The organism is Ligilactobacillus apodemi DSM 16634 = JCM 16172 (assembly GCF_001434405.1).
Classification (GTDB): domain Bacteria; phylum Bacillota; class Bacilli; order Lactobacillales; family Lactobacillaceae; genus Ligilactobacillus; species Ligilactobacillus apodemi.
Genome location: NZ_AZFT01000053.1, coordinates 212,803 through 238,570, shown reverse-complemented (window position 1 = coordinate 238,570; position 25,768 = coordinate 212,803). Strand labels below are relative to the sequence as shown.

At 37.8% G+C, this 25,768-nt stretch carries 23 protein-coding genes; 6 read left to right on the top strand and 17 right to left on the bottom strand.

Annotated features, from left to right (window positions below; all coding sequences use genetic code 11):
• Positions 1 to 47: 47 nt before the first annotated feature.
• From rny to FC32_RS06420, 8 genes are all read right to left on the bottom strand, one after another.
• Entirely contained in the window at positions 48 to 1,592 is a 1,545-nt protein-coding gene (gene rny, locus FC32_RS06455) for a ribonuclease Y (protein ID WP_025086661.1), read from the bottom strand.
• 195 nt (positions 1,593 to 1,787) lie between these two features.
• Entirely contained in the window at positions 1,788 to 2,864 is a 1,077-nt protein-coding gene (gene recA, locus FC32_RS06450; RefSeq protein WP_025086660.1) for a recombinase RecA, read from the bottom strand.
• Positions 2,865 to 3,066: 202 nt separating this feature from the next.
• Positions 3,067 to 3,654 carry a CDP-diacylglycerol--glycerol-3-phosphate 3-phosphatidyltransferase gene (pgsA, locus tag FC32_RS06445; RefSeq protein WP_025086659.1) on the bottom strand — a complete coding sequence of 196 codons (588 nt, stop codon included), beginning with the start codon at positions 3,652 to 3,654 and terminating at the stop codon, positions 3,067 to 3,069.
• Positions 3,655 to 3,753: 99 nt separating this feature from the next.
• Positions 3,754 to 4,770 carry a helix-turn-helix domain-containing protein gene (locus FC32_RS06440; protein WP_025086658.1) on the bottom strand — a complete coding sequence of 339 codons (1,017 nt, stop codon included), beginning with the start codon at positions 4,768 to 4,770 and terminating at the stop codon, positions 3,754 to 3,756.
• A 186-nt stretch (positions 4,771 to 4,956) separates the two neighbouring features.
• A complete protein-coding gene (gene ymfI, locus FC32_RS06435; protein ID WP_025086657.1) occupies positions 4,957 to 5,685 on the bottom strand; it encodes an elongation factor P 5-aminopentanone reductase in 729 nt (242 codons plus the stop codon).
• Positions 5,682 to 6,989, bottom strand: coding sequence for an EF-P 5-aminopentanol modification-associated protein YfmH (yfmH, locus tag FC32_RS06430; protein WP_025086656.1), 1,308 nt, complete (start codon positions 6,987 to 6,989; stop codon positions 5,682 to 5,684). Before yfmH ends, ymfI begins: the two co-directional genes overlap by 4 nt.
• Entirely contained in the window at positions 6,989 to 8,251 is a 1,263-nt protein-coding gene (gene yfmF, locus FC32_RS06425) for an EF-P 5-aminopentanol modification-associated protein YfmF (protein WP_025086655.1), read from the bottom strand. Before yfmF ends, yfmH begins: the two co-directional genes overlap by 1 nt.
• 163 nt (positions 8,252 to 8,414) lie before the next feature.
• Positions 8,415 to 10,661 carry an FtsK/SpoIIIE family DNA translocase gene (locus FC32_RS06420; protein ID WP_025086654.1) on the bottom strand — a complete coding sequence of 749 codons (2,247 nt, stop codon included), beginning with the start codon at positions 10,659 to 10,661 and terminating at the stop codon, positions 8,415 to 8,417.
• Positions 10,662 to 10,999: 338 nt separating this feature from the next.
• On the opposite strand from FC32_RS06420, the gene FC32_RS06415 reads away from it, so the two are divergent.
• The gene (locus FC32_RS06415) at positions 11,000 to 12,430 is read left to right on the top strand and encodes a peptide ABC transporter substrate-binding protein (RefSeq protein ID WP_025086653.1); all 1,431 of its coding nucleotides are present in this window, start codon (positions 11,000 to 11,002) and stop codon (positions 12,428 to 12,430) included.
• A gap of 281 nt (positions 12,431 to 12,711) precedes the next feature.
• A complete protein-coding gene (locus FC32_RS06410) occupies positions 12,712 to 14,349 on the top strand; it encodes a peptide ABC transporter substrate-binding protein (RefSeq protein ID WP_025086652.1) in 1,638 nt (545 codons plus the stop codon).
• Between the two features lie 52 nt (positions 14,350 to 14,401).
• Here the strand turns inward: FC32_RS06410 and trmL are convergent, their stop codons facing one another.
• The 3 genes from trmL to FC32_RS06395 all read right to left on the bottom strand — a co-directional run bounded on the left by trmL (position 14,402) and on the right by FC32_RS06395 (position 16,477).
• Positions 14,402 to 14,914, bottom strand: a complete 513-nt coding sequence (gene trmL, locus FC32_RS06405; protein ID WP_025086651.1) for a tRNA (uridine(34)/cytosine(34)/5-carboxymethylaminomethyluridine(34)-2'-O)-methyltransferase TrmL — start codon at positions 14,912 to 14,914, stop codon at positions 14,402 to 14,404.
• Between the two features lie 188 nt (positions 14,915 to 15,102).
• A complete protein-coding gene (locus FC32_RS06400; protein ID WP_025086650.1) occupies positions 15,103 to 15,960 on the bottom strand; it encodes a methyltransferase domain-containing protein in 858 nt (285 codons plus the stop codon).
• 4 nt (positions 15,961 to 15,964) lie between these two features.
• Positions 15,965 to 16,477 (bottom strand): aminoacyl-tRNA deacylase, encoded by a 513-nt coding sequence (locus FC32_RS06395; RefSeq protein ID WP_025086649.1) that lies wholly within the window; start codon positions 16,475 to 16,477, stop codon positions 15,965 to 15,967.
• A gap of 219 nt (positions 16,478 to 16,696) precedes the next feature.
• Here FC32_RS06395 and FC32_RS06390 point away from each other — a divergent pair, with 219 nt between their 5' ends.
• The gene (locus FC32_RS06390) at positions 16,697 to 17,674 is read left to right on the top strand and encodes a GMP reductase (RefSeq protein ID WP_056957333.1); all 978 of its coding nucleotides are present in this window, start codon (positions 16,697 to 16,699) and stop codon (positions 17,672 to 17,674) included.
• Between the two features lie 42 nt (positions 17,675 to 17,716).
• Here the strand turns inward: FC32_RS06390 and FC32_RS06385 are convergent, their stop codons facing one another.
• On the bottom strand, positions 17,717 to 18,079 hold the full coding sequence (locus FC32_RS06385; protein ID WP_025086648.1) for a PTS glucitol/sorbitol transporter subunit IIA: 363 nt from the start codon (positions 18,077 to 18,079) through the stop codon (positions 17,717 to 17,719).
• 286 nt (positions 18,080 to 18,365) lie between these two features.
• Between FC32_RS06385 and FC32_RS06380 the strand changes: the two genes are divergently transcribed.
• Positions 18,366 to 19,397 carry a lactonase family protein gene (locus FC32_RS06380; protein WP_025086647.1) on the top strand — a complete coding sequence of 344 codons (1,032 nt, stop codon included), beginning with the start codon at positions 18,366 to 18,368 and terminating at the stop codon, positions 19,395 to 19,397.
• 31 nt (positions 19,398 to 19,428) lie between these two features.
• Positions 19,429 to 20,061 (top strand): copper homeostasis protein CutC, encoded by a 633-nt coding sequence (locus FC32_RS06375; protein ID WP_025086646.1) that lies wholly within the window; start codon positions 19,429 to 19,431, stop codon positions 20,059 to 20,061.
• Between the two features lie 41 nt (positions 20,062 to 20,102).
• On the opposite strand, the gene FC32_RS06370 is transcribed toward FC32_RS06375, so the two are convergent.
• The 5 genes from FC32_RS06370 to yjbM are packed head-to-tail and all read right to left on the bottom strand — an operon-like array spanning position 20,103 to position 24,875.
• On the bottom strand, positions 20,103 to 21,119 hold the full coding sequence (locus tag FC32_RS06370) for a YdcF family protein (protein ID WP_025086645.1): 1,017 nt from the start codon (positions 21,117 to 21,119) through the stop codon (positions 20,103 to 20,105).
• Positions 21,120 to 21,141: 22 nt separating this feature from the next.
• Positions 21,142 to 22,512 (bottom strand): magnesium transporter, encoded by a 1,371-nt coding sequence (gene mgtE / locus FC32_RS06365; protein ID WP_056957332.1) that lies wholly within the window; start codon positions 22,510 to 22,512, stop codon positions 21,142 to 21,144.
• Entirely contained in the window at positions 22,505 to 23,422 is a 918-nt protein-coding gene (locus tag FC32_RS06360) for an RluA family pseudouridine synthase (protein ID WP_025086644.1), read from the bottom strand. Before FC32_RS06360 ends, mgtE begins: the two co-directional genes overlap by 8 nt.
• Positions 23,400 to 24,218 carry an NAD kinase gene (locus tag FC32_RS06355; RefSeq protein WP_025086643.1) on the bottom strand — a complete coding sequence of 273 codons (819 nt, stop codon included), beginning with the start codon at positions 24,216 to 24,218 and terminating at the stop codon, positions 23,400 to 23,402. Before FC32_RS06355 ends, FC32_RS06360 begins: the two co-directional genes overlap by 23 nt.
• A 27-nt stretch (positions 24,219 to 24,245) precedes the next feature.
• Positions 24,246 to 24,875, bottom strand: coding sequence for a GTP diphosphokinase (yjbM, locus tag FC32_RS06350; protein WP_025086642.1), 630 nt, complete (start codon positions 24,873 to 24,875; stop codon positions 24,246 to 24,248).
• Positions 24,876 to 25,102: 227 nt separating this feature from the next.
• Between yjbM and FC32_RS06345 the strand changes: the two genes are divergently transcribed.
• Positions 25,103 to 25,741: a DsbA family protein gene (locus FC32_RS06345; protein ID WP_025086641.1), complete on the top strand. Its 639-nt coding sequence runs from the start codon at positions 25,103 to 25,105 to the stop codon at positions 25,739 to 25,741.
• The last annotated feature ends 27 nt before the right edge of the window (positions 25,742 to 25,768 follow it).

Sequence of the window (25,768 nt, the reverse complement as noted above, 5' to 3'; positions counted from 1 at the left end):
ACAGCTAATAAACGGGCTGTAGCTCCTTTTTAAAAAATTGCTAATTATTATTTTGCATACTCGACAGCACGGGTTTCACGAATTACCGTGACTTTGATATGTCCAGGATACTCGAGTTCTTCTTCGATCTTCTTTCTAATATCACGTGCTAAAACGGTTGCTTCTAAGTCATTTACTTCATTTGGTTTGACAATGATTCGAACTTCACGACCAGCTTGGATCGCATAGCTCTTCTTAACGCCATCAAATTCATTTGAAATATTTTCTAATTTTTCAAGTCGGTGAATATAGTTTTCAAGCGACTCACTTCTTGCTCCTGGTCGAGCGGCCGAAACCGCATCAGCAGCTGCTACTAAAACAGCAATAATTGATTTAGGAGCAACATCTCCGTGGTGTGAAGCGATCGTATTTATGACAACTTCATTTTCTTTGTACTTCTTAGCGAGTTCGACCCCAATCTCAACGTGGGATCCATCTACTTCATGATCGATTGCTTTACCGATATCATGAAGTAAGCCTGCGCGTTTCGCCATTGTAACATCTTCACCTAATTCAGCAGCTAAGACACCTGCAATTTTTGCAACTTCAACCGAATGATTCAAAACATTTTGACCATAACTGGTTCGATAATTCAAGCGTCCGATCGTCTTGATCAAATCTGGATGCATCGAATGGATACCAAGGTCAAAAATCGTTTCCTCACCAGTTTGGCGAATCTTACTATCCATTTCTTTGGTTGCTTTTTCCACCATTTCTTCAATTCGAGCTGGATGGATCCGACCATCTTGGATTAATTTTTCAAGTGCCATCTTAGCGATCTCACGTCTAACTGGATCAAAACCACTCAACACTACAGCTTCTGGTGTATCATCGATAATCAAATCGATCCCGGTCAATGTTTCTAAAGTACGAATGTTACGCCCTTCACGACCAATAATGCGACCTTTCATCTCATCATTAGGCAAATTAACGACCGAAACTGTTGTCTCTGATACCATATCAGCAGCACTTCGTTGGATAGCTTGCGCAATTAGACTCTTAGCCGCTTTGTCAGCTGAAGCCTTTGCTTGGGCTTCACTGTCTTTGATCATTACGGCTAATTCATAGCTCAATTGATTGCGTGTATCTTTGATGATCAAATCTTTAGCTTGTTCTTTAGTCAAAGCTGCAATTTCTTCCAGCTTATCTTTTTGCTGTTGTTCAAGCGAAGTGACTTCTTTAGTTTTTGCTTCTAATCTTTGTTGTTCAGCAGTTAACTTGCTCTCTTTACGAGTTAAGATCTGTTCACGTTCATCTAAAACAGAATCTTTACGATCTAGATTCTCTTCTCGTTTTAACAACCGATTTTCTTGTTTTTGAACCTCAAAGCGACGTTCTTTTAATTCACTTTCAACTTCCTTACGGTAGCGATGGCTTTCATCTTTTGCTTCTAATAAAGCCTCTTTTTTGGCACTAGCAATAATACCCTTAGCCGTTTGAGTTGCTGCGTCAAGTGATTGTTCATACGTCCGTTTGCGGTAAAAAATTCCTAAAGCAAAACCAAGTACTAAAGTCAAAACAGCGATTGCGAGGATGACGACCAAATAATTCACATTTGCACCTCCGCGATCTATGTTGTGTAAAATAAATGTAACGTTTAATTCACACACAATAATATTTTAATGTTTTCTATCACCTGATGTCAATAATTATCAGTTACACGGACAAACAAAAAGCGTAATATTAACCAGGAAAGTAATTCCCCTTAAATAATTACGCTTAAAAATATTATTTATATTTTATTGTCATTATTTATCTTTTGTTTCTTTATCAGCTTTCGCCAAACTAACCGGTTTATTAGTTTTAGTAGTTTCTGTAGCTGTTGTTTCTTCTACCGGTTCTTCTTTTGCAAAATTGCGCACTTTTTGAGTGATTTCTTCCATCACGTCAGGATTTTCAGCTAAATAACGTTTAGCTTTTTCACGCCCTTGACCGATATGACTGCCATTATATGAGAACCATGAACCACTCTTTTCGATGATGTCTCGTTCGACCGCCATGTCGATCAATTCACCGGTCTTGGAAATTCCCTCACCATACATAATGTCAACTTCTGCTTGTCTAAATGGAGGAGCAACCTTATTTTTCACAACTTTGATCCGAGTTCTATTCCCAATCACTTCAGCGCCATCTTTAATTTGTTCTGCACGACGCACTTCTAAGCGAATCGTTGAATAAAACTTAAGCGCACGTCCACCTGGAGTCGTTTCGGGATTTCCAAACATCACACCGACTTTTTCACGAATTTGATTAATAAATAAAGCAATCGTCTTTGTTTTATTGATCGTCCCAGAAAGTTTTCTTAGGGCTTGTGACATCAAACGGGCTTGTAACCCAACATGTGAATCGCCCATTTCACCATCAATTTCAGCCTTTGGCACCAATGCTGCTACAGAGTCAATAACAACAATATCGACCGCACCAGAAGATACTAAAGCGTCGGCAATTTGTAAACCTTCTTCACCTGTACCAGGTTGTGATAGTAGAAGATCGTCGATATTAACACCAAGAGCAGTTGCATAGGCCGGATCAAGTGCGTTTTCAGCATCAATATAAGCAGCTAGACCGCCTTGTTTTTGCACTTCTGCTACAGCTTGTAAAGCAACTGTCGTCTTACCAGAACTTTCAGGCCCATAGATTTCAACGATTCGACCACGAGGGAAGCCACCTACACCAAGCGCTTCATCCAATGCTAAAGATCCACTTGGAACCGTTGAAATTTGCGTATCGGTCTTTTCACCCATACGCATAATTGCACCTTTACCAAAGTCTTTTTCAATTTTTTTAAGCGCCTTATCAAGCGCTGCTTTTCTTTCATCAGCCAACTACAAGTCCTCCTCTTTTCCGTTTAATTATCTCGTATCTATATCATACTTAGTTTCAAAATAAAAAGCAAGCATTTTACGAACTAATGTTTGATTTAATAAAAAATCGCTAAAAAGCTCCCTATTTAGTAAATACGCTAAAACTAACTAAATTATGCTAAAAAAACCGCAAAAATGCGGTTTTTTAATTATTCCGTTAAGATCAATCGTTAAATGAGTCTGCAAAAACAAAACGGCTCTTCCAAAAATACTCTATTCCTGAATAGACCGTAAAGAATAAACAGATATACAATAAAATCTCACCGATCATAATATGAATGTTGATGAAAAATACGTTGTTTAAGTATAAGAAAATAATCGCAAACATTTGGGTCATCGTTTTGATTTTACCTGGCAACTCAGCCGCCATCACTTGACCATCGTTTTCGACGACGATCAAACGTAGACCAGTAACCGCTAATTCACGGCAAACAATGATCGCAGCTACCCAAGCAGGTACTTTCCCCATTTGTACTAAAATAATAAATGCTGTCATCACTAACATTTTATCAGCTAACGGATCAGCAAATTTACCAAAATTAGTAACTAAATGTTGTCGTCTAGCAATTTGACCGTCTGCAAAATCAGTGATCGAAGCAATCGCAAAAATCAGCGCTCCGACTAATTGTGTGGTCGGGATCGTTGTGTGAGCAAGAACAACGTTACCCCAATCTAGTGGTAATAATAAGACGAGCATAAAGATCGGAATTAAAAAGATCCGCATGATCGTTAATTTATTTGGTAGATTCATAACTATTCACTGTGCTAAAAATTAACCTTATTAGCACAGCATCCTTTCTTTGATTTTAATACTCTCTTTTTAGCTGTCTCAAAATAAATTTACTTAAAATCAATTACTTTGAGATTGTTCTACATTGATCGTGATCGTTCTAACGGTTGAAGAACTATTTTCTTTCAAGAAATTAAACTTCTTACCGTTGATCTTGATCGTTGTTGCTGTTGAGTTTCCTAAACTAAGTGTGATCGTTGACGTATTTTCTGGAAGATCTACAGTTTGGCTAGATGTCGAATCACTAAGCGTCCCTTGCCAAACTGTTGAACCATCAGCTGAAACCGAACTCCAAGCAGTTGAACCACTAGCAACAGAAAGCTTGATCACATTTTTAGATGGTGCATTAGCCAAGGTATACACAAAGCTTGAACCCGAAGCTGAGGTGTTGGTGATCGTTTGTTTGCTTGCTGTTGTAGAAGACTTCTTCTTAGAACTGCTACTTGCTTTTTCGCTAGAAGAACTGGATTTTTTAGCCGAACTACTACTTACTTTTACACTTGAAGAGCTCGTCTTTTTAGCTGAACTACTACTTGTTTTTGTACTTGTTGAACTTGATTTAGCACTTGAACTAGTTTTTTTGCTAGAACTACTGCTCTTTTCGCTTGCAGATGAAACTGAAACCGCAGTATTAGTACTATCGATCTGAGTACTTTCGTTACGGCTTCTATCCCCTAAGGCAAACACATAGATCGTACTTAAAATCGCAACTACGATCACTAAGATAATAAAAGTCGGTAAGTATCTAATTGCTTTTTCTAATAGTGGTGAAACCGGCTTTTCTTCACGTTTTACTGCTTCAGTACGTGTTTTTGCCGTTGCCTTCTCTTCACTTTCAGATGTTTCATTTTTTTGTTCATCTAATTTAGTTAAAAATTCTTCAGGATCCAATCCAACTGTTTCAGCATACTGTTTAATAAAAGCGCGAACATAAAATTTACCAGGCAACGCATCAAAATCATCTTCTTCAATCGCGATAAGATAACGCTTTTGAATTTTTGTTGTTTGTTGTAAGTCATCCAAAGTCAACCCTTTTTCTGTACGGGCTTCCTTCAAAACTTTTCCAATATCTTCCATAACTCACTCTGCCATATCTACACCAATAGGATAATATCCTATGTAAAAATATAGCTTTTCCTTTCTCAATTGTTTATTACCACTATCCCCGTAATTTTATGCAGTAAGTTTAAATCTAAATGTTCGATCAAAACATCTTTAATCATGTTAATTCTAACTTTTTTGCCTACAATACTCAACTCATGACTACTTTAGCCAACCTCCAGTTACATATAGCGTTTGTCCGGTTAAATAGCTCGCTTTTTCATCTAATAACATGCTAACAAAATAACTGATCTCAGTCGGTCGTGCAAAACGCCCGAGTGGAATCTCTTCACAAACTTCATCTTTTTCATTTTCTGAAAACACTTGATTCATTTGCGTATCAACCGCACCTGGGGCAACCGTATTAACCGTGATATCCAAAGAAGCAACTTCTTTACTATATGCTTTACAAAAAGCACTTTGCGCTCCTTTGATCGTGCTATAGGCTACTTCTAGCGAACTACCAGCACCACCGTAAACAGAACCAATAAAAACGATTCTCCCAGCTTTACTTTGAGCTAATTTAGTTTCTAATAAAGCAAGTAAGCGCAATGGACTTTGAACTTGCATATTTAACATAGCGGCAAACTTTTTGGGTGGCAATTGGCTAAACAGCCCATATTCCGTAGTTCCTTGAGCAAATATCACCGCGTCCAAGCCACCAAAGATACTTTGCGCCAGTTTTTCGACATTTTTTACTTCAGTTAAATCACATTGAAGTGGCAAAAAATCTTGTTTAGGGTAAGTTGTTGCCAAATTTTCAACTAGCTCGGTCACCTTTGCTTGATTGTGATGATAATGCAAATAAAGCGACCAGCCTTTAGCTGCTAGATCACGTGCGATTTGACTTCCAATGTCACCGGAAGCCCCACAGATCAGAGCCCAACTCATGACAGATCATCTTCTTTCGGTAAAATCTGATAAACGCTAATTGCCTCAGAGCGCAAGAATTGCTGAGCTACTTCTTTGATATCCCTCAAAGTCAATTCTTCTAAAAGGGGAACAACATCAAATAATGTTGCCCCTTCAAAAAGATCACCTTCGTAACTGTTAGCAATACTTTCTAACGAATTTAAAGCTTGAATGTTACGCCCGACCATTTCTTTTTTGGCTAATTCAAATTCAACTTCTTTACCCTCTAACGTCTCTAGCGCATGCTCTGCGATCTCGATCACTGCATTTGATAACTCCTGTGGTTTATTGGTATCACCGGAAATAGAAGCAAAATGAAAACCACGTTCAAGCGAAAAGTCATAACTAAAACTATCATCTAAAACTCCTTGATCATAGAGTTCTTGATAACGCTCAGAAGCTTCGCCGTAAAGTAAATACAACAGTAATTCGATCTTTAACTTATAACTTAAACTTTCACGTCCACCAGGCAATATATCTAACCCTTTAATCCCGATGATCGTTTTTGGCCGTTGAACTGCTAACTCTGTCATACGATAAGGAATTATTTCTTTTCCTTGAGGATCAAAAAACAGATCCGCGCGTTCGATCGGTTGAGCTTGTGGGAAAGTTCTTTTAGCTTGATTTTTCTTGATCAAGTCAATCATTTCTTCAACTTCAAAATTGCCCACTAAAAAGAGATTCATATTACTTGGTTGATAGAAAGTATGGTAACAAGCATATAAATCAGCAGACGTGATCTTTTCAATCGATTCTACGGTACCGGCAATATCGCTACTCAAAGCATTTTTAGGGTAAAGGTTACCTATAATTCCAAAATATAGTTGCCAATTAGGGTCGTCATCATACATTTTAATTTCTTGTCCAATGATCCCCTTTTCTTTAGCAACAGTCTTTTCTGAAAAATACGGCGTTTGCACAAAGTCTAATAACGCTTCGACACATTTATCAGCATTTCTAGTCGTTGAAAAAAGATAACTCGTGCGCGTAAAACTGGTAAATGCATTCGCATCAGCACCATATTTTCCAAAAATATCAAAGGCATCGTGATCTTCTTTTTCAAACAGTTTATGTTCCAAAAAATGAGCGATGCCATCAGGAAAACGACGCATGTTCGTTTCGCCTAAAGGAACAAATTCATTGTCGATCGAACCATAATTAGTAGTCAAGATTCCATAGGTCTTATGAAAATCTTTGCGCGGCAATAAATTCACTCGTAAGCCATTATCCAAAATCGTTGTATAAAGTGATTCCCCAAACTGCGGATAACTATATAGCTCCACTACTCTTGCCCCCCATCTAAAAAGTAGATTGCTTGTAATTCTACTTTTTGTGCAACTTGCATAACCTCTGTTTTGGTAACTTGATTTAGCTTTTGGAGCCATGAAGCTGGTGACTCACTTGTTTTAGTAATAAATTCCAGCTGTAACCGATTAAGTGCTGTCATTTGACTATCAAGACGACTTTCATAGCTGTTAGCTAAATTTAGTTTGATATTTTCAAGTTCTTCAAGCGTAAAGTTCCCCGCCGCCAAATCAGCGACTTGTTCTTTGATCAAAGCTAATGCACGTCTTTTATCAACCGACTTGATCCCTGTTTGGATCACCAACAATTGACGAAAAGGATCAAAACTACTGCTAGCATAATATGCTAAACTAGCTTTTTCTCGCACATTCATAAATAACTTGGATTGTGGCGAACCACCTAAAAGTGCATTAAAAATCAAGGCCGCATAGTGCATTTCACCGCGATATGGCACAGGTAAGCGATAAGCCAAGTCTAATTTACTCTGGTTTAAAGTTTGTTGCGTAATTTTTTCTAAGACACTTTCATGCCGAGGCTGAGTATACAGATAATTTAGTTTCGTAGCCGTTCTAGGCTCAAACGAAAGTTCTTTTGCACAGGCTAAAACATCTGCAAACTCAACATCCCCTGACACTAAGATCTGAATATTATCTTGTTGCAACATTTTTTGATAATACGAATAAAGTTCGCTAGCAGTAATATTAGTTAAATCTGCTAAATCCCCATATTGCGCACTTTTTTGAATCGGATCATCAAAATACATTTTTTGTAATTCTAAAGCCGCATATGTTTGTTTATTATCTTTGACAGCTTCAATATAAGCAGCTAAATTTTCCTTTTGACGCGTAAAAGTTACTTCATCAAAAGCATTTTCTTCTACGAGTGGCGCAAAAATCATCTCTTTAAGAAAGGAAAAAACTTGCGCCAACATGTTTTCTGGTTGTAATAAATAATTATCATTCACACAGTTTACGATGAAACTTAACGTATGTAAGCGGCCACGACGACTGACCGTCGTGCCAAAACTGGCTCCATACATTTTAGATAGCTCTAGAGCAACATCTTTTTGGGTCGGATAGGTCTGACTACTTGTTTCTAAAATGTTTGAAAGCAACGTTCGCATAATCGTTTCTTCACGGCTAGTAAGCTCGGTAACAAATGAGACAACAACACAATTTGTTTTAAATTGTTGCGTTGAAACAACTTGCAGTTCCACACCATTTACTAATTCCTGTTGCACTAACAGCCCTCCTTACACTAAGAGATCATTTTTTCGTCCTAACAGCTTTAAATCTCTTATAAATTCTTTTTATTTAGTAAGTAGACAAAAATCTACACTTTATTATCATAAGGTAAATAAACCGCTATGACAAGTTAGAATACGGGTACTTTTTGGGGCTTTTTTACACGTGATCTTCTTCATCTGAACTAGCTTTTAGGTAAACTTGACGTGATTTTGCCCCATTTTGTGGACCGATAAAGCCATGATTTTCTAATTCTTCCACGATCCGCGATGCTCGTTGATACCCGATTCTAAAATGTCGTTGTAGTAACGAAACACTACATTTTTGTTCTCGCGTAATAAATTCAACGACTTGGTCAAATAATTCATCTTCACCGCCATTATCATCTTTAGTTAATTCATCAGCCGAAACTTCCAGCTCTTCATCGTAGACAACTTCACTTTGTTCTTTGATAAAATCGACCACATTTTGAACATCTTCATCGGGAATAAATGCCCCTTGGACTCGTGTTGGTTTATTTTGTCCCATTGGTAGATACAACATATCACCGCGACCAAGTAGCTTTTCAGCCCCAACCTGATCAATGATCGTCCGCGAGTCTGTCCCACTTGAAACAGCAAAAGCCATTCGCGAAGGAACATTGGCCTTGATGATCCCAGTAATAACATCAACCGAAGGCCGTTGTGTTGCTAAAATCAAATGAATCCCTGCAGCTCGTCCCATCTGTGCAATACGTGTGATTGCTGCTTCAACTTCATTACCCGTTGTCATCATTAAATCAGCTAATTCATCAACCACCATTACAATATATGGCATTTTTCCATAATTTTGTGGCTCTTTTTGCGCCAACTTATTATAGCCATCTAAGTTACGTTGACCTGTTCTGGCAAATTCTTCATAACGCTGTTGCATCTTATTTACGACTTTATCCAAGGTAACAGCCGCTTTACGTGGTTCAGTCACAACTGGTGTCATTAGGTGCGGCAAGTCATGATACATCCCTAATTCTACTTTCTTTGGATCGATCAACACTAACTTCACTTGGTCTGGTTCACAATTCATCAAGATACTAGTCAAAATTACATTGATCGCCACCGATTTACCACTCCCAGTTGAACCAGCGATCAACAAATGAGGCATTTTCGCCAAATCAGCTGTGATCAAGCCATTAGAGATATCCCGTCCTAAAGGTACTTCTAGTGGGGCAAAATCAGTGGTCCGAAATTCATTCATCAATTCTTTAAATGATACTGCGGCAACATTTTGATTAGGTACCTCGATCCCGACTAAAGCCTTTCCTGGAATCGGCGCTTCGATCCGAATATCTTTGGCTGCTAACGCTAAAGCCAGATCATCGGCTAAACTAACAAATTTAGAAACTTTGACCCCGATAGCCGGATGAAGTTCATATTTAGTGACTGCTGGACCTAAGATAATATTTTTTAATTCTGCTTGAACCCCAAAACTCTTTAATGTTTCCGTCAAAACTTGTTGATTTTGTTTGATTTTTTCTTTTTCAAGTGCGCGATCTGGTTGTGCTAAGTCACTTAAAAGCTCGATCGTTGGTAATTCATAGTCAGGATTGGCCGTAGAAGTTCTCATTTGTTTTGGAACTTGGGGTACCACCTTTTTAGTCGGTTCAGCAATTTTTATCGGCGTTTCTGCTGTCTTTTGCGTTGTTACTTGAACAGGATCTTTTTTCGGTGCTATCTGTATTTCTGGTTCCATCGGGGACTGTTCTTTAGGTGAATTCGTTCTTTTTTCTTCTTCATCTTCAGCAAAACTTTCGACTAATTCCTTAAAAACATTTCTCACATGAGCCACAAACTGCTTTAATAATTGTCCAAGTTTTTCTAAAAAAGTCGCAAATGAGATTTGAAAAAGTAACATTCCACCTAAGAAGATCAAGACTCCACTTAAAATATATGAACCTACCTGTCCCATTAAAAAATAACTCAAACTATACAGAGCGACTCCGATAAATCCTCCTGCAAGATCTTCGTTAAGCGAACCAGAGACTAGCTCATTACCTGCCCGTTTAAAAAAGACCGTTAAAAAATCACTGTGGATCTCTGAACTAGCAAATGCATATGCACTGATAAACAATAAGATCCCTAAAATAACTAAAATACTGCCGAGCCAGTAATTAGCCTTAAGCTTCGGACGTTGATCAAATAGTAACCAATAGATTCCTACTAAAGCAAGACCGATCAACCCTAATTGATAAACATTACCGACCACGATCCGCATCATATTTGAAAATAAGGTCCCTAAAAAACCTAGGTCTAAAAAGCCGATCACAGAAAATGCAAGGGCCAAAGCACCACACAGCCGTAGAGATAATTGCTTAGTTGTGCGTGATTTTTTTTTACTTCTAGTATTTTTCTTTCTCTTAGTATTTGCCAAAACTACCCTTACTATAAAATATAGTTTTTCCTTTCCTAGATTTAGCAACTTCACAAACCACATAACCATACCTATATGTGTTTTTTGTGAATTTCACTAACTTTTTCACTCACAAAATTATAACATATCTTCTATTTTTACCTTAACACTAAAAATAGATAAATTATTGTATCAAATATCTAGAAACGGCTTAAGTTTAAATACTTAAACCTTCAAAAAACAAACTTAAATAATCACCTTGTGATTATAATTTCAATAAAATATAATTACAAAAAATTAAGAATCATTTTAATTTTTAGGATACACTTATTACATTTTTTAGATAAGGGGAAAAAAATATGTCTCTTAAACATTTTTTGACCACAAGTGCGTTAGTAACTCTTTGCACACTTAGCCTTAGCGCTTGTGGCACTCACAAACAAGCCAGTAACGAAAGTAAGCTGGCACCAAAACAGGTTTTAAACTGGTCTTTACAAACTGAGAACTCAACCTTAGATTCTGCTGCTGTTACCGAAAGTGAAAGTGCGGATATCGTCAATAATGCAATGGAGGGACTTTACCGCGTCGTTAATAACAAACCAAAAAACGGTCTAGCAACTTCATGTAAAAGCTCTGCTGACGGTGATTACAAATTAGTCGTTCAACTTGACCAAAAATTACCATATTTTAAACTATTGATGGGCGATGTTTACTTTTTCCCACAAAATAAACAAGCAGTCGAAAAATACGGCAAACGTTACGGTACGAGTGCTACTACGACCGTCTATAATGGACCTTTTGTGGTTAAAGGCTGGAACGGCTCGAAATTAAAATGGAAACTCGTGAAAAACCATACTTACTGGGATCAAAAAAACGTCAGATTAGACACTCTAAATGTCAATGTTGTTCAAAGTCTTTCGACCGCATATAACCTCTACCAAGCTAACAAACTTGATTTTACTTACTTAAATGCCGAACAAGGTAAGCAACTTGCTGATAAACTTGGATACCGAGTTTTCCATCGAGCTCGAGTCTCATATATGGAATTCAACGAAGTCAAAAAAGAATTCAAAAATCAAAAAATTCGCCAAGCACTCTCCTATGCGATCGACCGCAAACAAATTTCAGCTAGTGTCTTTGGCAATAATGCTACTCCGCTGACTGGAATCGTATCTAAAAACCTGATGTCCTTTAAAGGCAAAGATTTTTCTGAGCTAGCCCAAACTAAAGTTGGTACAAGCTATAATCCAAAATTGGCGCGGAAGTTAATGACTGAAGGTCTACGCGAATCAAATAAAGACCAACTTAAATTTACACTATTGAGTTCTGATAATGAAAATATGAAAAAAGAAGCGGAACTCTTGCAAAGTCAAATCGAAGAAACACTCCCACAAGTCAAAATTTCTGTCCGAAATATTCCGCTAAAAAATGTCCTCAACCAAACCCTTAAAGGTGATTTTGACGTTCAATTAACTGGGTGGCTGGCGGATTTTGCTGATCCAATCAACTTCTTAGACGTTGAAGCAAAGTCTAGCCCGACTAATGTAGGCAAGTGGGATAATTCCGAGTATAACCAACTACTTACAGCAGCCAAAACAACTAACGCTTTGAATCCAGAAAAACGTATCGCAGATCTCGTGAAGGCTTCTAAAGTCTTGAATCAAGCTCAACCTGTAATACCACTCGTTCAACTTGGTGAACCCGAGATCTTGCGTCCAACAGTTCATGGCTTAGTACAAAATACGGCTGGAACTACCGATGATTTTAAAAATGTTTATATCACCCAATAATGAATACCAAAAGCCCACTGAGTTACTTGAAGCTATTACTCAGTGGGCTTTCTATGATTGTTACACACTTTCATTTAATTTCAGCGCTCTTTGAAATCATATAAATTATTATATATTTTGCAATAGACTTAAATTAAAATAAACAGTTTAATATATAAAAAACAACCTTAAATAATAGCCTTGTAATTATAGTTTCAATAAAATATAATTACAAAAAATTAAAAAATACTTTAATTTTTTGGGATTCACTTATTACATTTTTTATTTAAGGAGGAAACATTATGTCTCTTAAACATTTTTTAGCGACTGGTGCGCTAGTGGCATTTTGTACACTTAGTCTAAGCGCCTGTGGCAATCACAAGCAAGCTAGTAACGGAAACAAACTGGCAGCTAAGCAAGTTTTGAATTGGTCGATGCAAAACGAGATCGCTACCCTAGATTCCGTTACGGTCGGTGAAAGTGAAAGTGCCGATATGATCAATAATACAACGGAAGGCTTGTACCGCATCGTCAATAATCAACCTAAAACGGGGCTTGCAACTTCATGTAAGGGTTCAGCAGATGGATTGACTTATACTTTAACTTTGCGCAAAAACGCAAAATGGTCAAACGGAGAACCGGTTACTGCGCATGATTTTGTTTATGCTTGGCGTCGTGCCGTTGCCCCTAAGACCCAAGCTTTAGGCTCTTATCTTTATAGCGGGATCAAAAATGCCGATGATATCGTGGCTGGCAAAAAAGATCCCGCTACTTTGGGAGTCCAAGCCGCTGGTGACTACAAATTAGTTGTCCATTTAGACCAAAAAATGCCTTATTTCAAACTATTGATGGGTGATATCCGCTTCTTCCCCCAAAATGAAAAAGCGGTCGAAAAATATGGTAAACGCTACGGTACCACTGCAGCTACGACCGTTTATAATGGACCTTTTGTGGCTAAAGGGTGGAATGGTTCAAACTTAAAATGGAAACTTGTTAAAAATCCTACTTATTGGGACAAGAAAAATGTCAAACTAGACACCCTAAACGTCAGTGTCGTTCAAAGTCCGTCAACCGCCTATAATCTCTATCAGGCTAACAAGCTTGATTTTACTTACTTAAATGCTGAACAAGCTAAACAACTTGCCGATGCGCCGGGATATCGTGTCTTTCATAGCGCGCAGATTTCATATGTTGAATTCAATGAAGTTAAAAAAGAATTCAAAAATCAAAAGGTCCGTCAAGCTCTCTCATATGCGATTGATCGCAAACAACTTTCAGCTAGCGTCTTTGGCAATAACGCTACCCCACTGACAGGCCTTGTCCCTAAAGATTTGATGACCTTTAAAGGTAAGGACTTTTCACAATTAGCACAAACTAAAGTGGGGACGAGTTATAATCCTAAATTAGCCCGTAAATTGATGGCTGAAGGTTTACGTGAGTTGAACGAATCTAAACTTGAATTCACCTTACTGGCCCGTGATAACGAAAATGAGAAAAAAGAATCTGAATTCTTGCAAAGTCAAATCGAAGAGACCTTACCACAAGTCAAAGTTTCTGTCCGCAACATCCCACTTAAAAGCGTCATCAGCCAAGCATCTAAAGGTAATTTTGACGCCCAATTGACTGGATGGCTCGCTGACTTCGCAGATCCAATCAACTTCTTAGATATCGAATCTAAGACTAATTCAACTAATATGGGTAAATGGGATGATCCTGAATTTAACCGCCTACTCACAGCAGCTAAGACGACTGATGCTTTAGATAAAGAAAAACGTATCGCAGATCTCGTAAAAGCTTCTAAAGTAGTAAACAATGCGCAACCAGTTGTCCCACTTGTTCAAGTTGGTAAACCTGAGATCTTACGCCCAACAGTACACGGATTAGTGCAAAATACCGCCGGGATCATCGATGACTTCAAGTCAGTTTACATCACCGAATAGTCTCTAAATAAAAAGGCTCGTGTTTACCATTACAGTAAACATGAGCCTCTTTTTATTTTAATTTATCATTTTCGTAAGTATGTGTCTTATCTAGGCCAGGAAATCCTTGTTGTCTTAAAGCTTCGTAAGCCACGATCGCTGCCGTATTAGATAAGTTAAGTGCGCGAATATGGTCATCATTTTGTGGGATCCGGATACACTTTTCTTCATTTTGACGCATGAAATTTTCTGGTAGACCAGTAGTTTCTTTGCCAAATAAGAAGTAATGATTTTTATTTTGATCGGTATAATCAGCTTCGGTATATGTGCGACTAGCAAATTTTGAAACAACATAAAGTTCATCATTTGCTTGTAATGTTTCCAAAAAGGCTGGCAAATTAGGATGATAAGTAATTTTCACCTTATCCCAATAATCTAGCCCTGCTCGCTTTAAGTATTTATCATCAGTTGAAAAGCCAAGTGGTTCGATCAAATGTAATTCAGTATTTGTCCCTGCGCAAGTCCGCGCGATATTGCCTGTATTGGCGGGCATTAAAGGTTCAAATAAAACAATATGATTAGCCATGCAAATTCTTCTTTCATTTTTATTTAGACACAAAAAAAGCGTAACCATTCGGTGTGGGCACGGCGAACAGTTACGTTAATGAAGTACAATCACATAGCAACTAACGCCAGTTCCGTTAATTGCTCATAACCGATTTCTTAGTAACTATCATAGCATTTTCAATTTTTGTTTTCAATACTTTTTCAAAATTATTTTTCGCCCATTAACAAAGTTACATCAACTGAGATCTTCGTTAAGCCTTTTTGTGCCACTTCTTGTAACCTTGCTTTGCTTGCGCCCCATTGCAGTGGCGTCATTTTCAAAAGATTTTCAAATAATTTTGGAGTTAATTCAAATTCATAAGAAATCCGCTGAGTTTTAGCCTCAGGATAGTGTTGATAAAATAAATCCAACACTTTTTGATTACTATAGGCGTGTTTTTCATCATTTTTATCGTATAAAGCCCGCCGTAATTCACCCAAGTAATTTGCATTAGGAATAATTTTCAATAACTTTCCTTGGTCAGTTTGCACTCGTTTAAATTCATGATAAGCCGATGGGGAAAAAATATCGATCAAATAATCAAACGATTTATCCCTAAAAGGCAACGCAGCTAAGTCAGCAACGCAAAAAAATCCCGTAGTTTCTTGCTGGGTTGCGAGATTGATCGCCCGTTTAGAAATATCAAAACCTACATAACTCTCAGTCTTATTTTGACGCAATTCTTCTAAACGGTGTAAGACACTGCCTTCACCACAGCCAATGTCTAAAATATTGGCATTAGTAGGTTGATCCATTTGTGCTATGATAGCGTGTATAATTGGATCAAATAGTCCTGCTTGTAACAAAATCCGACGTGCTTGCCACATTTCATCGTCATCATAATCACTAGTTACACCATGTTTGATCAAGTAAAGCGTTCCTTTTTTGGAAAGATCAAACTGATGTTTATGCGCACAAAAAACGCTATGCTCAACTACTTTAGTAAAATCTGCTTGACATACTGGGCAACAAAAAAGTTGGAGATTTTGGGCAACAAATTGTGCGCCTCGTTCTATTTTCTTCATGTTTTTATCCTTTTGAGACCTGAATGTATTTTCCTTTGACAAGGTTGACTAAGTCGCTTTGTTTCAAGCGCACCGAACGCCCAACTTTTCCCGCCGAAACTGAGATCTCTTCAAAAGGTTTGATCCGTTCGTCAAAATACACTGGGAAATTTTTTCGCACACTGATTCCGATCGGTGTGTTGGCACCGTGAATATACCCCGTGATATTGATCAAATTCTTATTATCAGCTAAATGTAGTTGCTTTTTTTGCAATTGTTGGGCTGTCAACTTCAAATCGATCTCATATTCGATCGGCAAACAAACAACGACATAGTCTTTAGGATCTTTGTTGGCTTGTAAGACGATCGTTTTTAAAATACTTTTTGGATCTACCCCTTGCGCTTTAGCTTCTTCGAGCGCAGATTGATGCTTAGTCAACCACTCAAAATTAGCTTCACGATAGGTAATATTATGTTGATCTAAGATCCGTTCATCATTTGTCTTTTTTTCTTTTATTTTTTTGTTTTTCTTCGCCATCTCTTTGCCTCGCTTTCATCTCTGATATTTTAACGTCAATTACTAAAATTGTCGACCACAGCTCTTAATGAACATTCCAGCAAAATCCGAACTTTTATTTAAAAAATAAGCAATTTCATTTGACTTACTTTGACTAATAAGTTATATTTATTCTTGCTCAAATGAGCAAACTATTTTTTTTACGAATAATAACAGTTATAGATAAAGGGGTATATAATCATGCCAGTATTTGATTATGAAGATATTCAACTTGTACCAAACAAATGTATTGTTAAAAGTCGTTCCGAGATCGATACACGCGTCAAGTTCGGACCAATGACCTTTAATATTCCCGTTGTTCCAGCCAATATGCAAACGGTGATCGATGAAGATTTAGCTATTTGGTTGGCTCAAAATGGCTATTTCTACATCATGCACCGCTTTGATGAAGATGAACGCCTACCATTTGTGAAAAAAATGCACCAACTTGGCTTGTTTGCATCAATTTCTGTTGGGGTAAAAGAAAAAGAATATCAATTGATCGATCAATTGGCTGAACATAATCTCATCCCCGAATATATCACGATCGATATTGCTCACGGACACTCTGACACAGTGATCGATATGATCAAGCATATTAAAAAGAAACTGCCTGGAAGCTTTGTGATCGCAGGTAACGTTGGTACTCCTGAAGGCGTGCGCGAATTAGAAAATGCCGGCGCCGATGCAACAAAAGTTGGAATCGGACCTGGGAAAGCTTGCATCACTAAAGTCAAGACCGGTTTTGGGACTGGTGGTTGGCAATTAGCAGCGCTTCGTCTCTGTGGTAAAGCTGCTAGCAAGCCAATTGTAGCTGACGGTGGGATTCGGACAAACGGTGATATCGCTAAATCCGTACGCTTTGGCGCTTCAATGTGTATGATCGGCTCAATGTTTGCGGGCCATGCTGAAACTCCAGGTGAAATTATTGAACAAGATGGTAAAAAATACAAAACTTATTTCGGCTCTGCCTCACAATATCAAAAGGGCGAGTATAAAAACGTTGAAGGTAAAAAGTTATTAGTCCCATATCGTGGACATATTGCAGACACCTTACGCGAAATGCATGAAGATCTTCAGTCTTCGATCTCTTATGCTGGTGGTCGTGATCTATCAGCTTTACGTAAGGTCGACTATGTAATCGTTAAAAATTCAATTTTTAATGGTGATCAATACTAAAATAAAAAAGCTTGGGTTTTGAAGCCCAAGCTTTTTTATTTATTAGCCATAAATAATTTCAGTACCTTCTGTTACAACTGGCATTACATGTGGTTCAAGGTAAAGAACGTTATCTTGCAAATGTTCTTTAGCTGGCAATTCCTTAAAATTGAGTACTGTATGCCCAATTGAGGTCAAGTTACTTTTAACTAAGCCACCTAAATATTTAACTTGATATTCTTGCTCACCGATCTTAATTGGTGAACCAACTTTTAAATCATAATTTGCAACCGCATCATTTTCAAAACGTTGAATCAAAGAAACTTCTTTTAATCTATCTGATGCAGTTTCATCAAATAAAATCAAGATAGGTTCACTCTTAGAAATAGCTTCTGCCCCAATTGCAACAACTTTACTCTTTATCATAACTAATACCCTCTCTTCGCTGCCTAATACGGTAAATTTGTATAAAAGCACCTTATACACCACCATATTATACAGCATTTCACTACAGAAAAGTAGTTTTTCCCCTATCCAGTCAAATAACAGCTCAGCGATAACTTTTCAAGCTAAATGTGTTAAAATAAGTTAATTGAATAAACTAGTAATCAAGCTAATAAGTAGTTAAGATCTAGCTCTAATTATTACAGAAAGGATACTATAGACCTGTGTTCGTGACACAAGCGCAATATAGTATATTAGGTGCACCTTGATGAAAGAAAATATTTATTTTGGTACGTATACTAAAAAAAGTAGCCAAGGGATCTATCGGGCTACTTTCGATCCAACCACTGGTACTTTAAGCACTCCACAACCAGTCGTTGCGGTTGAAAATCCAACTTATTTGACGATCTCTCCAGATAATACTTTGCTTACGATCGCTAAAGAAGGTCCTCTAGGCGGAATCGCTGCCTATGATCCAAGTCAAGATAGTTATGCACTTTTAGCCGATGCGTTGACCGAAGAACCAAATCCGTGTTATATTGCATACGATCAAAAACGTCATTTTATTTATACAGCTAACTATCATACTGGTCAGATCAAGGTTTACCAGTTTGATAATGGTAAAGCGCTTACCTTATGTGATACGGTCACGCATAAAGGATATGGTCCACGTCATGAACAAGATAGTGCGCATATTCACTATACTGATTTAACTCCAGACGGACGCTTAGTTGCTGTTGATCTTGGCAATGATACGATTACAACTTATGATGTGACCGAAACCGGCAAACTCAAATTTGTAGCGGTCTTAAAAACTAAACCAGGCTTAGGACCTAGACATTTAGTTTTTGCCCCAGACAACGAAACTGCCTATCTAGTAGGTGAACTCTCCAGTACTTTATCAACCCTGCACTACGATAAAAATGGTGGTACTTTTGCCCTATTAAATACGGTGTCAACGATCCCTGAAAATTGGGGACAACATAACGGCGCGGCTGCAATCAAAATTTCCCAAGACGGACATTTTGTTTATGTCTCAAATCGTGGTCACGATTCAGTAGCCGTTTTTGATGTAACTACCAAAAAACCACAATTACTACAATTGGTAGACACCAAAGGAGCATTTCCACGTGACTTTGCGCTTGATCTAACTGATAAATTTCTCGTGGTAGTCAACCAAGAAACTGACAATATCAGCGTTTATCAACGTGATCAAGCCCAAGGTACTTTGACATTATTGAGCCAAGATATTCCCCTACCTGAAGGAGTTTGTGTCTATTTTGATCCAACTAACGCTTAAAAATTACTTTTGTAACAAAGGAATGAAATAAATGCTTTATAAAGAAGTTTGTCTTGAAAATTATACTAATTTACCACAAGCAATTTTAAATGGTGCTAATCGCATTGAACTTTGTGATAATCTTGCTGTCGGTGGTACTACAGTCAGCAAAGGTGTTATGGGTGAAGCCATTAAATATACCCATGAAAAAAATATTCCCTTAGTTATTTTAGTACGTGCTCGTGGTGGTAATTTTGTCTACAATGATATTGAACTAAAAATCATGGAAGCCGATATTTTAGAGGCACAAGCAGTAGGCGCTGATGCGGTATGCATCGGAGCTCTAACCGCTGACGACCAAATCGATTATGAGGCAATGGAAACTTTGATCGCTGCTGCTGGAGGCATGGAACTCGTATTTAATATGGCCTTTGACCAACTATCTTTACCAGCACAAAAAGAAGCGATCGACTGGGCAGTCGAACAAGGATTCAGTCGTATTTTAACCCATGGTGGTTCTAGTGATACACCGATCGAAGGTAATTTCGAACATTTAAAAGAACTTATTGCTTATGCAGATGGCCGCATTACAATTCTTCCTGGTGGAAAGATCACTGCCCAAAATGCCCAAGCCGTGGCTGATGCTTTAAACGTCAAAGCTGTGCACGGTACAAAGATTCTTTAAAACTAAAAAAGACCTCGGAAATTTTCGAGGTCTTTTTTTAGCTAAAATTTTATCAAAGCAAATACCATATACATTAATCCGATTAGCGTAACTACACTTAGTTGTAATTTATATGTGATTCGCAAATATGCAATATATTCACGCATAAACGCATTTAAGGTAAAATACCACCGCGTTTTGGCACCAAAACCCACACATTTTAACCCTTGTCTTTTAGCAATTACTAACGCACGGTAAACGTGATAGGAATTCGTTGCGATACCAAATTTAGCATCTGGTTTCATTAATTTATGTGAAAATAAAATATTTTCATATGTCGTCGTTGACTTATTTTCTACCAAAATATCTTCGGCAGGCACGCCTTGTTTAACTGCATAATTTTTCATTGCTTCTGCTTCTGCAATAACTTCATCCGGTCCTTTACCACCAGACATGATCAATTTCATGTGCGGATTTTTTTGATAAACTTTGATCGCCCGATCAATTCGGGCTGCTAGTAAAAGAGTAACTTCTGTCCCATTTAATCCAGCACCTAATACTACGATATAATCAAGTTTATTTCGCTTAAAATGAAGTAAATTTAGCCATAGTGTCAAGGTATACATCATCATTACGCCAATAAAATAAAGCGCAAGGGTCCCCAAATATTCATAGGTATAGCGCCAAATATTGCGGTTGCTAAGATCTCCTACTAATGGCCACACAAATAGGTACCCAATACAAAGAAAAGCAAAAAATAGCGATAATAAATTATGTGGTTTGAAACCTTCCTTAAATAAGATCTTAATACCATTGTATAAAAAAGCTAAGATCAAAATGAAGGGTAACATCAATCCTACAAGTACTACCACCATCGCTAACAAACTAAGCAAAATATGCACTGGCTGATGTGCCATGATCACTTCACTATAGTGGAAAAGAATCGATAAAATAAACGCAACGCTCATCGCTAAAAACGCGGTACAAGTTGCCCCAGCCCATAATGAACGAGGCTCATGATACATCGTGTAGCCAAAAGCACCTGCAGTTACTAAAAACGCCAAAAATATAATAAGCATCAACATTGTTAAATCACCTTTTTTATGTCCCCATGAAAAATTTCATAAATAGTTTAGCAATATTAAAGTAGATCAACACAGAAGTCAAATCACTTAAAGTTGAAATAAACGGTCCCGATGCTACCGCTGGATCTACTCCGATCTTATTCATCAAATTAGGAATAAAGCTCCCCGCTAAATTAGCGACTGTGATTGCACATGTCATTGCCATCCCGATCACAAAACCTAAAACAAAATTTTGTTTCCACAGACCAACAATCAAAAAGATCGTTGCTCCAGTAATCAAGCCCGTAACCAAGCCAGTCAACAATTCAAGGATAAATTGACGATAAATCGAAGGCTTATCTTCATCACGGCTTGACAAACGTCTAATTGCCACCGCTAAACTTTGCGTCCCCGCATTTCCGGCCGTCCCCGTAATTGAGGAAACAAAAATTGCTAAAATACTTGCTTGGCTGATCATGCCTTCATAATGCGAGATCAATGTAGTCGTCGACATCCCTAATAAAAGCAACACGATTAGCCATGGAAGACGATTACTAGCTGCTTTTAGCGGGTTATCGGCGATTTCTTCGGTATCAACCGCAGCCAACCCGGAATAATCTTCTGCAGACTCTTCATCAATAACGTCAATAATATCGTCAACGTTGATGATCCCGATCAATTTTCCTTCATAATCTGTTACCGGAATTGCTAAGAAGTTATAATCACGAATCGTTTGCGCAACTTCGGCTTGATCATCGGAAACTTTAACTGACATAACTGGAGTAGTCATAATATCACTGATCATCTCATCATCGTCGTTTATCAATAGATCACGTAAAGTCAACACACCGATCAGTTTGTTATCAGGTTCAACTACATAAATGTAGTAAATCGTTTCTGCTTCACTTGCCTCACGTTTTACTACATGCATGGCAGAACGTACGGTTTGATTACCCACGATCTCAACATATTCAGTGGACATGATCGCCCCGGCCGTCTTATCTTCGTAGTATAACATTTCACGAATCTCAGCTGCTTTTTCGGTCGGTAAGAGTCGCAAATAACCTGCTAATTCCTTTTTAGGAACGTACGCCAAAATATCAACCGCATTATCGGTATACATTTCGTCAATTACATTTGCAGCATATTGTGGTGCCATCTCTTCAAAATACTTTACGACTTCTTCTGGTTCATCTTCGATCGCGTCAAACATGTCACCTACTTCATTTGCCGTTAAATAGCGATAGAGCCTCGCCCTTTGTTGTTTATTTAATTCCGTAAAAATTTGAGCTTGTTCATAGACGTGTAAGTCTAAATAATTTTCTCTGAATTGCCGTGCTTTTTGGCTGTTCAGAAGCTGGATGATCTTTTCCTCAGTTGCTTGAGTATTCACCAGATTTTCAGCCATTCTCATCCCTCTTTTCTAATTTTTGCAAATATTCTTGCATATCTCGTGGAATATCACTTACAAATTCAATTTCTTTTTCTAAAAATGGATGATAAAACCGTAAACGATGGCAGTGCAGTGCTTGTCTAAATAATGGCACTTGTTTTTGACCACCATATAGTTGATCGCCGACTAAAGGATGGCCTAAAAAAGCACTATGGACCCTGATCTGGTGAGTCCGACCAGTGTGCAATAAAATACGATAGATCGTCATCTTGTCTAATGCCTGTTCACGCCAATATTCCGTTTTGGCTGGCTGTCCGTTAGCTGTTACCATCCGTTCGATCATACTGTTAGGCTTCCTACCGATCGGTAATGCTACTTGAAAATGTTTTTTCGTTAAATTACCACTAAGAAAAGCAAGATACTCTTTTTTTATTGTGTGCGCTTGTTGTTGTTGATCGATCAAAGCATGCGCATAACGGTGCTTAGCAACCAACACAAGCCCAGTCGTATCACGATCTAAGCGAGTAGCAATATGAACTACGCTTTGTTGATAATCCTGCAAAGTATAATACCCTACAATTCGATTTACCAATGAGTCACTTCGTTGATGCGGTAAAGGTGAAGGAATCGTAGTCAAATGTGCAGGTTTATTTACAATCAAAAAGTGATCATCTTCATACACGATGTCTAACGGAACATACGAAGGTTTTACTTGTCTTTTTCGTGGGTGTTCCGGTGGTAAGGTGATCGTGATAACATCACCTTGTTTTAACTTATCGACGATTCGCCCAGAAGCATGATTGACTAATAATTCGCCACCCTCATGTCGAATTTTAGCCGATAATCTGCGCGAAACACCTTTTTGTTTTAAAAAAGTTTTTACATGACAGGGAGTTTCTTCCTTATAAATCCATTCTATCTTCATCTTCAGTTCCTATAAACGCCTCTTGTACTCGTCGCCAAAAATGCATGTGACGATATTTTGCAAAGTAGATCCTTCGCTTGGATACTTTATATTGAATTTCACAAATTTTCCGATTATGATATGAGTCCGAATCGACTGTTAGGATAAAATCGCTCCCTTTAGTTGGTCTAAAAGTGATCCAATCATTGGGGGCAATAATCATTGGTGAACTAAGCGTCCGGAAAACACGATTATTGATCGACCCGATCTCGGCAATCTGCAAAACTTCTAAATTTGGGTGCACTACTGCCCCATCAAGCGACTTATTATAAGCTGTCGATCCTGTAGGGGTGGAAACACACAAACCATCCCCTCTAAAGCGCTCAAATAGCTCACCACCAATATAAACATCTGTTACCATAGTAGCACTATTACGCTTTAAGGTAGATTCATTCAACGCTAAATAACGCGCTCGGGTAGGACTATCAGCATATTTGACCGATACTTCTAATAAAGGATAGCTTACAGCTTGACGATTATCAGATTGTAAACTTACCACTAAATCGTCAATCTCATCATCACGCCAATCGGTATAAAAACCCAAATGTCCGGTATGAACACCGACAAAACGAATCTTTTCTAAATTATCTTGATAATGATGAAACGCCGAAAGTAAGGTTCCATCTCCGCCGATCGAAATCACCACATCAGGATCTTTGTCATCTAAAATAAAATGTCGTTCGATAAACTTTTGTTGTAACTTTTGTTTTATTGCTTGAGATTTAGGTCGTTTGTTTGCAAAAATTGCGATTTTCATTTTTTTCACTTCCGTCGTCACCCAAAGCTATTTTAGATGTTTTTCTTTATTTTCAAATAAGTGTTGGGCTTCATTTACTTCTTCACGAATACTGGACATTTCTTGGTCAAGTGCAAAAGCTATCTCAGCACTTTTTTGTAACCTTTGCGCGATCTCAGGTGGAATGTCACCTTGATATTTATAATTGAGCGAATGTTCGATCGTCGCCCAAAAATTCATCGCCAAGGTGCGAATCTGAATTTCAACTTTGATCATTTTTTGCTCATCGATCAATTGAACTGGATACAAAACTACTAAATGATAAGAACGGTAGCCACTATCTTTTCTAACTTTTATATAGTCACGTTCTTCTACCACTTGCATATCTTGACGTTTACGTAAAAGTTCAACAACTCGGTAAATATCTTCAACAAATTGGCACATAATGCGGATCCCCGCAATATCTTCCATATCTTGTTCCAAGCGAGCCTCTTTGATACGTCGTCTATTCATTTTTTCCAAAATACTTGCTTTTGGTTTTACTCTGCCGGTGACATATTCAATCGGACTACGGTTGCCAGCCTTTTTAAACTGAGCCCGCAATGCTCTTAATTTTAACTTTAGCTCATTTACAGCTTGTTCATAGGGTTCAAAAAACCTACTCCAATCGTCTTCCATTAAATAAATCACCACCTTTCCATACTTTAACAGTTTAACACAGGCTGACTATATTTTACAAAGTGGTACCATTTTATATAAATAAAATCAACTTATTTCTCTCACCTTCAAAAAGAAAACGCTTTTGTAAACCTTTTAAGTCAGAATTATTGCAAAATTAGCTTTTTTTGCTTAAAGTATAAATATAGTAAAAAAGGAATATTATTACTCAAGTGGAGGAAAACACAATGTTAGAGATGTATTTGTTTGTAAATCCTCTTGGCGCTAAATGCTATGAAGCGGAACAAAACATTTTAAAACTTGCTGAAGAGTCATCTAAGAAGATCCAGATTCGTTTTATCCCACTTTTGAACTTGCAAACAGTGTCCAAGGCTATGTCTATCATGGAGATTACCGGAAATTCATTGCAAGTCCGCAATCACGTTTCCCAGATTTTATATCACGCTATTCTCGATTATAAAGCCGCTCTTTTCCAAGGGCGTAGACGTGGGCGTGATTTTTTAATGAGTGTTCAACACCAACTTCACGTTGAACATAAGAAATACAGTGAAGAAGTTGTAATGATCGCAGCTAAGAAAAGTAAGCTAGATTTAGAGGTCTTTCAAAGTGACCGTCGCTCTGAACTTGCAGTTAACAGCTTTCGCGCTGATCAAAAACTAGCAGCTGAAATGAACGTCGATACTCCTCCATCTGTAGTTATTTACGATATAGATGGATTTGAATGGGCTGTTTCATTTGAAGATTGTGCTTCACTTGCAACTTTAGAAGAATTGATCTTAGGTAACGGTAGTAAAGAATTTGTTTGCTCGAAGAAAACCTTTGGCAGACAAAACTTAGCCCCCACAGTTCACCAATTGAAAAAGTAATTTCTTGATTACAATAAAAACAGGTAA